Origin of the sequence: Deinococcus maricopensis DSM 21211 (assembly GCF_000186385.1) — a bacterium.
Taxonomy (GTDB): domain Bacteria; phylum Deinococcota; class Deinococci; order Deinococcales; family Deinococcaceae; genus Deinococcus_B; species Deinococcus_B maricopensis.
Window position 1 is genome coordinate 3331591 of record NC_014958.1, and the last position, 11852, is coordinate 3343442.

Annotated in this window: 12 protein-coding genes; 5 read left to right on the forward strand and 7 right to left on the reverse strand. The window is 71.8% G+C overall.

From position 1 onward, the window contains the following. The first annotated feature begins 146 nt into the window (after positions 1-146). Genes DEIMA_RS15765 through DEIMA_RS15775 form a run of 3 tightly spaced genes read left to right on the forward strand, consistent with a single transcriptional unit; the run spans position 147 to position 3402 of the window. Positions 147-725, forward strand: a complete 579-nt coding sequence (locus tag DEIMA_RS15765) for a biliverdin-producing heme oxygenase (RefSeq protein ID WP_013558278.1) — start codon at positions 147-149, stop codon at positions 723-725. Then, positions 722-2992, forward strand: coding sequence for an ATP-binding protein (locus DEIMA_RS15770; RefSeq protein ID WP_013558279.1), 2271 nt, complete (start codon positions 722-724; stop codon positions 2990-2992). The genes DEIMA_RS15765 and DEIMA_RS15770 overlap by 4 nt, the downstream gene beginning before the upstream one ends. Continuing rightward, positions 2989-3402: a response regulator gene (locus DEIMA_RS15775; protein WP_013558280.1), complete on the forward strand. Its 414-nt coding sequence runs from the start codon at positions 2989-2991 to the stop codon at positions 3400-3402. The genes DEIMA_RS15770 and DEIMA_RS15775 overlap by 4 nt, the downstream gene beginning before the upstream one ends. A 10-nt stretch (positions 3403-3412) precedes the next feature. Here the strand turns inward: DEIMA_RS15775 and DEIMA_RS15780 are convergent, their stop codons facing one another. From DEIMA_RS15780 to DEIMA_RS15795, 4 genes are read right to left on the reverse strand one after another with little or no spacing between them, the layout of a single operon-like run. Then, on the reverse strand, positions 3413-4426 hold the full coding sequence (locus DEIMA_RS15780; RefSeq protein ID WP_013558281.1) for a cysteine protease StiP family protein: 1014 nt from the start codon (positions 4424-4426) through the stop codon (positions 3413-3415). Then, the gene (locus tag DEIMA_RS15785) at positions 4413-5174 is read right to left on the reverse strand and encodes an HAD family hydrolase (protein WP_013558282.1); all 762 of its coding nucleotides are present in this window, start codon (positions 5172-5174) and stop codon (positions 4413-4415) included. The genes DEIMA_RS15780 and DEIMA_RS15785 overlap by 14 nt, the downstream gene beginning before the upstream one ends. Positions 5175-5186: 12 nt before the next feature. Continuing rightward, entirely contained in the window at positions 5187-6326 is a 1140-nt protein-coding gene (locus DEIMA_RS15790; protein ID WP_013558283.1) for a phosphoribosyltransferase domain-containing protein, read from the reverse strand. Continuing rightward, a complete protein-coding gene (locus tag DEIMA_RS15795) occupies positions 6323-7375 on the reverse strand; it encodes an ATP-grasp domain-containing protein (protein ID WP_013558284.1) in 1053 nt (350 codons plus the stop codon). Before DEIMA_RS15795 ends, DEIMA_RS15790 begins: the two co-directional genes overlap by 4 nt. Positions 7376-7458: 83 nt before the next feature. Between DEIMA_RS15795 and DEIMA_RS15800 the strand changes: the two genes are divergently transcribed. Next, entirely contained in the window at positions 7459-7902 is a 444-nt protein-coding gene (locus DEIMA_RS15800; RefSeq protein WP_013558285.1) for a YbjN domain-containing protein, read from the forward strand. Positions 7903-7905: 3 nt separating this feature from the next. Continuing rightward, positions 7906-8625: a MerR family transcriptional regulator gene (locus DEIMA_RS15805; RefSeq protein ID WP_013558286.1), complete on the forward strand. Its 720-nt coding sequence runs from the start codon at positions 7906-7908 to the stop codon at positions 8623-8625. Positions 8626-8668: 43 nt separating this feature from the next. Here DEIMA_RS15805 and DEIMA_RS15810 read toward each other — a convergent pair whose 3' ends face one another. From DEIMA_RS15810 to DEIMA_RS17120, 3 genes are read right to left on the reverse strand one after another with little or no spacing between them, the layout of a single operon-like run. Next, positions 8669-8863, reverse strand: coding sequence for a hypothetical protein (locus DEIMA_RS15810; RefSeq protein ID WP_013558287.1), 195 nt, complete (start codon positions 8861-8863; stop codon positions 8669-8671). After that, positions 8848-9534, reverse strand: a complete 687-nt coding sequence (locus DEIMA_RS17115) for a phospholipase A(2) (RefSeq protein WP_013558288.1) — start codon at positions 9532-9534, stop codon at positions 8848-8850. The genes DEIMA_RS15810 and DEIMA_RS17115 overlap by 16 nt, the downstream gene beginning before the upstream one ends. 54 nt (positions 9535-9588) lie before the next feature. Beyond that, positions 9589-11769: a hypothetical protein gene (locus DEIMA_RS17120; protein WP_013558289.1), complete on the reverse strand. Its 2181-nt coding sequence runs from the start codon at positions 11767-11769 to the stop codon at positions 9589-9591. Between the last annotated feature and the right edge of the window lie 83 nt (positions 11770-11852).

An 11852-nucleotide genomic window follows, 5' to 3' on the forward strand; every position in this document is an offset into this window, starting at 1 on the left:
CCGCTGTAGGGGCGTGCGCACACGCCGGGTGGGCGTGGTGAGGGCCGAGCGGCCCCCCCACACCCGCCCTTTAGGTTGTGTTCGCAGAGCCGAAGCGGCACAGGAGAAACCTGTTAGGTTGACTCTTGACTGCTGATGGACCACCTATGATTCTGCCTGTCCTGAAGGCGCGCACGCAGGCTCAGCATGACCGCGTGGAAGCCTTGATACCGCTGATGGCCGACCCCCTCCCCCCCGGGCAGTACGCGTGGACGCTCGCCCGCCTGTACGGTCTGTATGTGCCGCTTGACGCGGCCCTGCTGCGCGTCCGCCTGCCGGACAGCTTCGAGTACGGCGCGCGCCGCAAGCTGGACGCCCTGCACGCGGACCTCACGGCGCTTGGCGTGCCGCCCGGGACGCTGCCGCTCGCGCCCGCTCCGGCGTGGTCATCCACGGCGCACGCGCTGGGCGCCCTGTACGTGCTGGAGGGCGCGACGCTCGGCGGGCAGCTGATCTCGCGGCACCTGGGGCGGCAGTTGGGGCTGAGCGCGGCGCGCGGCGCGGCGTTCTTCGCCAGTTACGGTCCGGACCTCGGGCGGATGTGGCGCGCGTTCGGCGCGGCGCTGGAAGCGCACGTGGCCGCCCACGGTGGTCACGAGGACGTCGTGCGCGGCGCCGAGCAGACGTTTGGCGCGTTCGAGGCGTGGCTGAGCGCCCCGCCGCGCGCCCTGGAGCGGCCCGCATGACCGGCGGCGACGACTTCCTGACGCCCGCGCACCTGGGCGGCCCGCCGGTGGACACCGACAACTGCGCGCGCGAACCCATCCACATTCCGGGCGCGGTGCAGCCGCACGGCGCGCTGCTGGTCCTGCGCGCCGACGACGAGCGGGCCGTGCAGGTCAGCGCCAACAGCGAGGCGTTCGTGGGCGTGGCGCCGGACGCGCTGCTGGGACAGCACCTCGCGGACCTCGTGGGCGACCAGGGCGCCGCGGCGCTGCGCGCCGCGTTCGCGCAGGCCGGGCCGTCCGCGATGACGCTCACCTTCCGCAACGGGCGCACGTACGACGTGACGGCGCGGCGTGACGGCGAGTTGCTGCTCATGGAGCTCGAGCCGCCGGACGTGCGGGCCGGCACGCCCGCGCTGTACCACGCCATCCGCGACGCGCTGGGCGCGCTGGAGCACGCCCCGGACCTGCACGCGCTGCTGGACGTGGCGGCGCAGCGCGTGCGCGCCCTGACCGGCCTGGACCGCGTGATGATCTACCGCTTCGCGGCGGACGACAGCGGCGAGGTCGTCGCGGAGGCGCGCGCGCCGCACCTGCACGCGTTCCTGGGGCACCGTTTCCCCGAGTCGGACATTCCCCGGCAGGCGCGGGCGTTGTACGTGCAGCACCTGCTACGCTTCACGGCGGACGCGGGCGGCGGGCAGGTGCCGCTCGTGCCGGCCCTGAATCCGGTGACGAACGCGCCGCTGCAGATGGGCGCGCTCGTGCTGCGCGCCACGTCCCCGGTGCACCTGCAGTACCTGCGCAATATGGGCGTCATTGCGAGCATGTCGGTGTCGATCGTGCAGGACGGGCGCCTGTGGGGCCTGATCGCCTGCCATCACGGGGCGGCGCACGTCGTGCCGCAGGCGACGCGGGACGCGTGCGAGTTTCTGGGCCGCGTGCTGTCGCTGCAGATCACCGCGAAGCGCGACGCGGCCGTGAACGCGCGCCGCGCGGCGCTGGGCGCGCAGCACGCGCGCCTCGTGACGGCCGTGACCGGCACGCTCACGCCGCTGGACGCCCTGACGCGCGCGGACCTGAACCTGCCGGGCTTCCTGGATACGGCGGGCGCGGCTGTGCGCATGGACGGCGGCACGCGCACGCTGGGCGTCACGCCGTCCGACGAGGACCTGGAGCATCTGGTGGCGTGGTTGCGCGCGCAGGGCACACCGAGCGTCTGCACGGACGCCCTCGCGCGCACGTACCCGCCTGGCGCGCTGTTCATGGAGCGCGCGAGCGGCGTGCTGGGCGTGAGCATTTCCGGCAACTGGGACGAGTACCTGTTGTGGTTCCGCCCGGAGATCCCCGCGACGATCACGTGGGGCGGCGACCCGCACAAGGCCGTGCAGGTCAGTGATGACGGCACGGCGCGCCTCACGCCGCGCGCGTCGTTCTCGTCGTACGTGGAGGCGGTGCGCGGCGTCGCGCAGCCGTGGCAGGCCGGGGACCTGGACGCGGCGCTGGACCTGCGGGGCGCGCTGCTGGAGGTGCAGGGCGCGCGCCTCGCGGCGCTGCAGGACCTGAACGCGCGGCTGGAACGCGCCAACCGGGAGCTGGAGGGCCGCAACGCGGAGTTGCGGCGGTTCGCGTTCGTGACGGCGCATGACCTGCAGGAGCCGCTGCGGATCCTCACGAATTTCCTGGAGCTGTTCAGCGCGCGGTACACCGATCAGCTCGACGGGGGGGCCGACAAGCTGATCGGCTTCGCGATGGGCGAGGCGGGGCGTCTGCGCGAACTGATCCGCGACCTGTACGCGTACACGGAGATCAGCGCGGGCGGCGACGAGGCCGTGCGCGACCTGGCGCTGGGGGACACCCTGAACGCGGCCCTGCGGGGCCTCCAGGCGAAGGTCGAGGCCACGCACGCGGAAGTCACGCACGAGCCGCTGCCGGTGGTGCGCGGCAACCCGGCGCGGCTGGAGCAGGTGCTGCACCACCTGCTCGACAACGCCCTGAAGTTCAGCGGGCCGGTGCCGCCGCGCGTGCACGTGCGGGCGGAACGCGACGGCGACATGGTGCGCGTGCAGGTCCGCGACGAGGGCCTGGGCATCGCGCCTGAGTACCACGCGAAGATCTTCGAGGTGTTCCAGCGCCTGAACCGCCTGGAGGCGTACAGCGGGAACGGCGTGGGCCTCGCGATTGCGCGCCGCATCGTGGAGCGTCACGGCGGCACGCTGCAGGTGGCGTCTCAGGTTGGGGCGGGCGCGACGTTCACGTTCACGGTGCCGGCGGGGTCCGGAGCGTGAGCGCCACGCTGCAGGTTCTGCTGGTCGAGGACAACCCGGCAGACGTGTTCCTGACGGAAGTGGCCGTGGAGGAGGCGGGCGTGGCGTTCACGCTGCAGGTCGCGCGGGACGGGGAGGAGGCGCTCGACGCGGTTGCGCAGGGCCTCCCGGACCTGATTCTGCTGGACCTGAACCTGCCGCGGAAGAACGGCTTTGAGGTGCTGGAGGCCGTGAAGGGCCACCCGGAGTGGCGGCGCATTCCGGTGGTGGTCCTGACGACGTCCGCGGCGGCGAGTGACGTGCGCCGCGCGTACGACCTGCACGCGAACGCGTACACCACCAAGCCGCCGGGACTGCCGGAGTTCATTGACTTCGTGCAGCTGCTGGAGCGGTACTGGGGGCGCGCGACGCGGCGCGCGGGCGGCGGCTGAGGCGCGGCGCTCAGCGTTCGTGCACGAGCGCGAGCGCGGCGTACGGCAGGTGCGCGGCGACATGCACGGGCACGCCGTGCGCGTCCGCGAGGGCGTGCAGGTGCGCGGTATCGGGCGTGAGGGCGCGCAGCACGAGCGCGGCGGGGCGGCGGCGCAGGAACACGCGGGTGGCCTCGCCGATGCTGGGTTTGACCTTGTGCGGGTCGCGCGCGCCGAAGGCGCGGGCGAGGTCGAGCGCGGTCTGCACGGGCGCGTGCGGGGCCGCGCCGGGCGGGGAGCCGGGCGGCGTGGTCTGCACGAGGGCGTCGAGGGCGTCGACGTACGCGCGCGTGCGGTCGAACGGCGCGAGGTGCGTGAGGCGCGTGGCGGCGTGCGCGTCGCCGTGCAGGTACGTGCGGGACAGCAGGCCGCTGACGGTGGCGTTCAGCGCGGCGTGCGGCAGCAGGTAGTCGTCGTGCGTGGCGGTGAACGTGGCGACGCCTGCCGGGTCGCTGAGCACCGCGAGGCGCGGGGCCACGGCGTGCCCGGCGAGGCTGCGCTGCAGTTCCTGGGTGATGCTGCCTTTGCCAGTCCAGCCGTCCACGAACACGACGCTCCCGGCGGGGCGATGGGCGGTGGCGCGCGCGAGGGCGGGCAGGTCGAGGCCGACGCCGCGGATGACGCTGAGGGTGGCGTGCGTGACGTCCGCGCCGCGCCGCGTGAGTTCGCGGTGCAGGACCGCGCCGACGGGCGTGCCGGCGCGCGCGAGGGACACCAGGGTGAGGGTGCCGCCCAGCTCGGCGTGCAGCGTGTCCGCGAGGCGGCGCACGTCCCCGGCGACGCGCGTGCCGTTGCGGGCCAGGGCGTCCTCGAAGGTGCGTTCCTGCAGGGCACTGGGGGGCGTTTCGGGCGTCAGGAAGTGCCCGTAGCTCTCGCCAGCGGCGATGCGCGCCTCCTTTTCGTGCAGGGTGACTTCCGGGGCAGGGCGGTCGGCGATCAGGACGGTCACGTCGCCGGGCGCGTAGGTGCTCTCAACGTTGTTCAAGGGGGGTGTCCAGCAGGGCGCGCATGATCTGGCTGTCGCGGGGTGTGACGGCGAAGTCGAGGAGGTTCATGAACGGCGCGTCCGCGAGCGAGTCGCCGAGGCCGACCGTGAAGACCGGCTCGTCGTCCTGGCGTTCCTGCTCGAGGACGTACTGCACGGCCGCTTCCTTGGTGATGTCCGGGTGGATCAGCGTGAGGTTGTTGCCGTTGGCGAAGTACCGCAGGTTGATGCGGGCGTCCGCGAGCCATTCCTGCCAGGCGCTCGCCATGCGGTCGAGGCTGTGCTGCAGGGCGTACGGGTGCTTCACGACGACCATCATGGGCAGGCCGTTCGTTTCGTGCAGGCGCACGGTGCAGTCGAGCTGTTCGAGCATGCTGATGTGCTCGGCGGCCTGCGCGGCGAAGCGCAGCTGCTGGTCGGTGCCTTCGAGCACTTCGGTGATGACGCTGTCCCAGATGCGGTCGCGGGTGCCGCCGGGGCGCAGGACGGTCGCGCCGTGGTTCAGGATCGCCCACGAGGGGAAGTCCAGGGTGACGCGCGCGTAGGCGTCCTCGTCGCGGCCGGTCACGGGGATGACCGTGGCGTCCTGCAGGAGGTGCGTGAGCAGGTGCACCTGGTGGGCGGTCATGAAGCTGTGCGGCTCGCCGTCGCGGTCCACGGTGGCGGCCTGAGCGCGCAGCGCCTCGGGGAGTTTACGGGCGGTCTGGAACAGGGTGTCGTCAAGGTCGGTGAAGGCCAGGATGCGCATGGGGCTCTCCGTTCAGGCGAGTTGGAGGGGGGTGGCGTTCAGGGCGTGCACGAGGGCGGGGTCGGGGGCGGCGTACCCCTCGTACGCGAGGACGATGTGGTCGTACGCGCCGTCCGGGACGTTGTAGACGTAGTTGGGAATGTCGTCGGCGTAGTTGTCCCGGAAGGTGCGTTTGTGCCCGATGGCCCCCCACGGCAGGATGGGGCTGCGGGTGGTGGCGCTGGCCCGCACCTGCAGGTCCGGGCGCTGGTGTTCCACGTGAAACGCCAGAAGGATCGGCAGGTACTGAAACTCGCCGGTGCCCAGCACCAGCAGCCGGGTGCTCCTGGGCAGCGCCTTCAGTTGGGTCAGGGCGCGCCCGAAGCGGGCGTCCGGGGTGAGCGGCGCCGTGCCGTAACGGGGCCCCACCTCGGCCAGCAGGGCAGTCTTGTCGCCGCCGTCGCCCACCACGGCGGGCAGGGCGGGCGGCGCCCAGTCTGCGGCGGGCGTGAAGGTGTACGCGCCGCGCAGCAGACTGACGCTCTCCACCGGGCGCTCCAGCACCCCGCCGATGCGGGCGCGGTCGCCGCACCAGTCCGTCAGGCTCACCAGCACCACGCGCTCCACCCCCGGGTTGAGGTCCAGGTACGCGCGCCCGAGGTTCGTGAGGGTCGTGCCGGTGGACAGCTCGTCGTCAATGAGCACGAGCGTCCGGGCGCCCGCGAAGTGCGCCGCGCCCACCTCGGCGTGGGGGGTGTGAATCAGGTGCGCCGTCGCGTGCGAGTGCGGCTCCTCGAACCGCACCGCCACCGGGTGCCGCGTGGCGTACCGTGTGGAGTGCAGGAACGTCCAGTCCAACCGCCCCGTGCGCGCCGCGTAGGCGCGCGCGACGCCCTCGCCCAGCGCGGTCGCTGTTTCCGCCAGGCCCACGAACAGCACCGGACCTGGCAGGTCCGGCGGCAGCTGCCCGGCGAGCGTGGTCCAGCTGTCCGCGATCACGCGCGGCGATACCGGCAGGTGCTTGCCGAGCACGCGGCTCACGAACAGGAAGCCGCGGCGGGGGTTCTCGCGCAGGCCGAACCCCAGCAGGTCCGGCCACGGCTGCGCGCTGCGCTCCACCTGCAGGCCCAGCGTGCCGCTCGGCAGCCGCTCCGCGTGCGCGGTGACGTTCATGCGGGCACCTCCACGGCCTGCACGACCTCCACGCCTTTCACCTCGCGGACGCGCAGGCCCGTGCGGGGCGCCGGGAAGTCTGCCGGGCCGCGCACGCCCCGCGCGAGGTCCGCCGCCCACTCCGCGTAATTCACGCCCGCCATCAGGCTGTAGCGCAGCCCCCCGGACGCCCGCGCGTTGATTTCCAGCATGTTCGCGCGCCCCGCCCCGTCGTCCTTCGTCTGGAAGTTGAAGATGCCGCTCAGGCCGTACGTGCGCGCGATCTGCCGCGCGGCCTCCACGAGGTCCGGGCGGTCCTCCAGCACCTGCACGTCCCCCGCGCCCTTGCGCCGCACGACGGCGGCGGCAAGTTCGCCGCGCCACGCCACGCAGTCCACGGACCGCTCCGGCCCTTCGAGCGTGTGCATCAGCAGCATGGTCGGCAGGTCCGGCTGCGCGAACAGGCGCCGCGCCTCCGCCGTGCTCATCTGGTACAGGTTCCCTTCCAGGAAGGCGCGCAGGTCGTCGCCGTCCGTGAGCACCCGGAAGCCGCTCGCGTAGATGCCGCGCGCGGGTTTTACGCACAGGCGCGTGCGGCCCGGCACGAACGCCGGGTCCGCGCGCAGGGCCGCGAGCGCCCCCTCGAACGCCGCTGCGTCCCGGAAGGTCGTCCACGCCGGAATCGGCAGGAGGTCCGCGTCCCACCCGGCCAGGAACTGGTCCTTGTGGTCGAGGAGCGTCAGGGTGTCCGCGTCGGCGGGCACGATCAGGTGCACGCCGCGCGCCTCGAACTCCGCGGCGCGGCGCGCCACGCTTTTGGGTTCCTTGCCGACCAGGAACGCGTCCACGCGCAGGCGCGCGCAGGTGTCCAGCAGCCAGTCCACGTACGCGTCCCCCAGCAGGCCGCGCGGCTCGGTGAGCGCCTCGTGCGCAGCGTGCAGCATGGGGTGTTCCGGGTCGGAGTGGCTGGCGAGCGTCACGTAACGCCCGCCCGCGTTCACGGCCTTGATCTGCGCGGTCGTCACGGCGAAATTCTTGTTGAAGTACAGGCGGGGCAGCACGGCACGCATGATCTCACAGTGCGCCCGCACCCGCCGTCATTCTGCGGCGGCGCGCTTGACGTGAAGTCAACTTCACGTGCCACCCTGGGAGCATGAACGACACGCCGCTGCTTACGCTCGACACCATCGCCTCGTACCTGCGCGCCCGCGACGTGCGCCTCGACGTGGAGGAACACCCGGACCGGCGCTTCATCCGCATGGGCTGGACGTTCGACATGGGCGAAGCGGCCGTGCTGATCAGCCTGCAGGACGGCACGAACAACACCAGCCGCCTGGAAATCACCTGCATCACGCAAAAGACGTACGCGGACCGGCCGGCCGAGGTCGTCGCGTTCCTGAACGCCCGCAACCGCGAACGCGCCTTCGGCCGCACCCTCGACGCGAACGGCAACGTCTGGCTGGAGTACCTGGGCATGTACCCCACCCTGATGGAACTCCCGCAGGACACCTTCGACACGCTGTTCGGCGCGGTGCTGATGCACTTCCAGGAGGACTACGCCGCGCTGGAAGGCCCGCGCCGCACCGTCCAGGCCTGAGGCATGTCGGACGCCGCGAACGTCATCGTGCGCACCGCCGCGCAGGTGGAGCAGCTCACCCGAGAGTTCCGCGAGCGGCTGCGCACCGACCCGGCGTTCGCGGAGGTCGTCGCGGTCCTGTGCGGCACGCCCGAGCGCCTGCAGGTGTTCACGGACGCGCCCGGCGTCAGCATGGCAGCGTTCGCGGCGCTGCTGGGCGTCCCCGCCTCCACGGTGCGGCACTACCAGCGGCTCGGGCTGATCACGCCGTACCAGGTGAACGGCAAGTTCCGCTTCGCGTTTCATAACCTCGTGCAGGCCGAGTCGGTGCGGCAGTGGCGGGACCTGGGCCTCAGCCTAGAGGACATTCAGGCGCAGCGCGCGCAGGAGCGCCTGGGCGGCCAGACCGCCACCCTCAACACCCTGACGACCGGCCGCGTGAGCGTGTTCGTGACCGGCAAGGCCGTCACGGTCGCGCCGTTGCAGGACGCTGGGAGCGCGCCGCCCCTGAACGCCCTGGACCCCCGCGCCGTGTGGGCACCCACCCCGCCGGAGCACCTGCACGTACCGCTGCACGGCGTGTTCCGCGACGCGCCCGAACCGGACTGGCCGCTGGACGTGGAGCGCCTGCGCGCCGAGGTCCGCGCGGCCCGCCTGCGCCTCGAAGAACGCCTGCGCACCCTGGAGGCGCAGCTGCAACGCGCGCGGGCGCTGGAAGACGCCCTCTCCCCCACCCGGCCATAACGCGCCTGCCGCCCCGGTCAGAGTTGGGGGCGGCGGGTTCAGGTTACGCGGGTGCGGACCGTTCGGGTTCAGTGGTGCGCTTCAGCGCGCGGATCTGCTGCAGCAGGTGCGCCACTTCCGCGCGGTGCTCGGCGGCGGTCTTGCGGCCCTCGTACAGGTCGAGGGTGGACGCGGCGAGCTGGGCCTTGATGTGCCGCAGCTGTTGCTGCCGGTCCGCGCCCCTTACCAGATCGTCCACGAGCTCTGCCCGTGCTTCCGGACGGCGTTGTAGAAGGTGTCCGCCCAGCTGTTGCAGTGCCAGCGCAGCAGGGCGGACCGGCCATCGCAGATGCCTTTCATGTTGCGCAGGAACGCCGCGTCGATCTCCTGGCGGAGCGCCTCGTGGTTCACGGTGTCCCGCTGGCCACTGGCCACCTGCGCTTCGTTGGCGATGCGGCCGACGTTGCGGTACGCGAAGTCGTGCGCTTCGCAGGCTTCCCGGAAGGTCCCGGCGTACAGGGCGGTCTGGCCGAAGGTCAGGAGGCTGGTGTACCAGGGCGCGGAGCAACCGTCGTTACTCCAGTCGAGGTTGGCGTACGGGGTGCTGCTGGCCGGGCCGCCCGGGGTGCCGGCGTTCTGCGCGCGTTCCTGCTGGAAGGCGTCGAGGGGACCGCGGCTGATGTTCACGGCGTACGCGGCGCGCGCCGAGATGCTGGTGACCTGATCGAGCGTCCAGTAGCGGAAGTACGAGGTGCCGCCCGTGTCGCCGCCGGGGCATTCGAACATGGTCGCGTCGCAGATGGGCTCGTCGGGCAGCAGGTACTGCGCGTTCAGGCTGGACGCCGTGTCGGCGGGGGCGGCGGGCGTGGCGGTGCCGCAGGCGGTGAGCAGGGCGAGCATCATCACGGGGGCGAAATGGGGGGGGCGCATGGGACTCCTTGGGTGAGGTGCGGGGCCCACGCCGGGGCGGCGTGGGCTCGGGGGTTACCAGCTGATGGTGCCGTCGGCTTTGTTCACGGTGAAGCGGTACACCTCGCTGGAGTGGCAGCCGGTGCAGCTTTTCGGGGTGGGGTCGTAAATGGACTGGCCGTTGCCGCTCACGGCGAGGTCGATGCTGCGGCGGTAGCTGCCGAACACGCCGCTGCTGCGTTTGGCGATGCTGCTGATCTTGATGACCGTATCGCCGGCGGCGTTCAGGTGCGGGGTGGCGTCGAAGCTGCCGTTGCCGCCCATGGTGCCGATCAGGGTTTCCGCGCCGCTGTACGGGTCGATGCGGTAGATTTCGGCGCTGCCGTACATGTCCGTGAAGTTCAGGGTGACGTTGCTGTACGGCGTGCTGCTGTTGCCGCCGGTGGGCTGGCCGGCCTTCCAGCAGCCGAGCTGGCGTTTCCATTCGGCCACCTGGGTTTCCCACGGGTCGCGGCGGATCAGGGGGAGTTTGATGCCGACGTCGGCGCGCACGCCGCCGTCCACGCACACCTGCGCCTGCGCGCCCTGCCCGATCACCGCGGAGGCGGTCGCTTTGCCTTCCGCGAAGGCCTTGACGTGGGCGTACACCTGCGCGAGGCCGTCCGTGCCGGGCGCGCGGTAGAACGCGAGGATGCCTTTGGCGCCGAGGTACACGTTCGCCTGGGCGCTGCCGTTGGCGCTGCCGTTCTGGGAGAGGGGCGTGCCGCCGCGTTCGTTGATGGTCTCCCAGCCGTTGCCGCTGTCCTTGTCGTACTTCACGCCGTACTTCGCGTTGAACGATTGGGTGACCTCGTAGTGCAGGGTGGCGTTCAGTTGCCCGTCCGTGCCGAAGGTCGGCACGAGCATGGGCGTGATCACGACGGGCACCGGGCCGATGTTGAACGTGATGGGGTTGAAGACGACCTGCCACTGCGTGAGGTCCTTCTTGATGGGACCCCAGTTGTAGCTGCCTTTCCCGTCGATGACCATGCGCGCCTGCTCGGAGAGCTGCACGCCCGCATCGAAGTACTTCAGGCTGAACCAGCGAATCTTCAGGTTGATGAAGGCGTTCGCTTCGGCGTTCAGGAGGCCGTCGAGGGTCACGTAGTTCGTGCTGGGCACCTGGCTGCGCAGGCCGTTTGCGTCGCCGTCGTCGCAGTTGAGGGTGCGGCCGCCATCGTGGTTGTACAAGCAGAACGGCGTCTTGTTGAACGAGAACAGCTTGAAGGTCTTCTGCGCCTGCAGGTTGCGCTGCTGCGCCTGAATCATCGCGCCGGACCGTGCGTAGTCGATGTTGCTGCTGCTCAGGTCCGCGCTCGCCTCGATGTCGCCGTCCTGAATGATTTCCTCAAGGGCCACGTCGGTGGTGTACACGAAGGTGGTTGCGCCGGACGGGACGATGCCCGTGACCTTGCCGAGCACGCCGTTCGGCGCGGCAGGCGTGGGGCGGCTGGCGACCGTGTGGCCAGGTTGCAGCGTCGCGAGGACCGGGCTGCTGCTGCTGAATTCCAGGACGCGGCCGTCCGGCGAGACGCTCAGCAGGCCGGCGCGGTCCTGCTCGCCGAGGACGCGGGTGGTGGCAGGCACGACGGTGTCCTGCTTAGCGCCGTCGCTGTTCCAGGGGTTGGCGTTCTGGTCGTTGATGGCGACCCAGAAGCGCGTGGTGGCGGGGACGGTGCCGTTCGCGTAGAAGCGCCACCCGCCGGGCTGGCCGTCCGCCTGGCCGTCGTGGAATTCCGCCATGCGCCAGCCGGCGCCGAACTCGGTGGCGCACACCTGGTTGGCGACGTTCAGGGACGTGAGGGCGCGACCCGTGATGGGCGGCGTGACGCGCACCTCTCCGCCCGCCCAGCCGTTGTAGAAGTCCACGGCGAGGCCGGCGGGGGCGGGGCGGCCGTCGGGGTTCAGGCACAGCAGCGGCAGTTCGGTGTCGGCGTCGGTGTCGCCGGCGTACGGGTCGGTGGCGGCGTCCGCGCCGACGCGCACCACGCCGTTCTGTTCGTCGAGCAGGCGCCAGGTCATGCCGCGCCACGCGCTGGGGCTGGCCGGGGCGGGCATCATGGCGTTGCGCACGGGAGCGCGGTACTGCGCGGGGGCGAGGTCCTTGGGGGCGGTCATGGTGCCGGCGGTGGCCTTGGTGGGCGTGGGGGCCGTCTGGGTGCTGCAGGCGGACAGCAGGGCGGTGAGGGTCACGGCGGCCAGGGTGAGGTGCTTCATGGGGACTCCAGGGGTGAGTGAGAACGTGGGTGGGCGGCGGGCCGGACGGTCCGGCACGCAGTGGTGGTGGAGCGGGGTGTGCG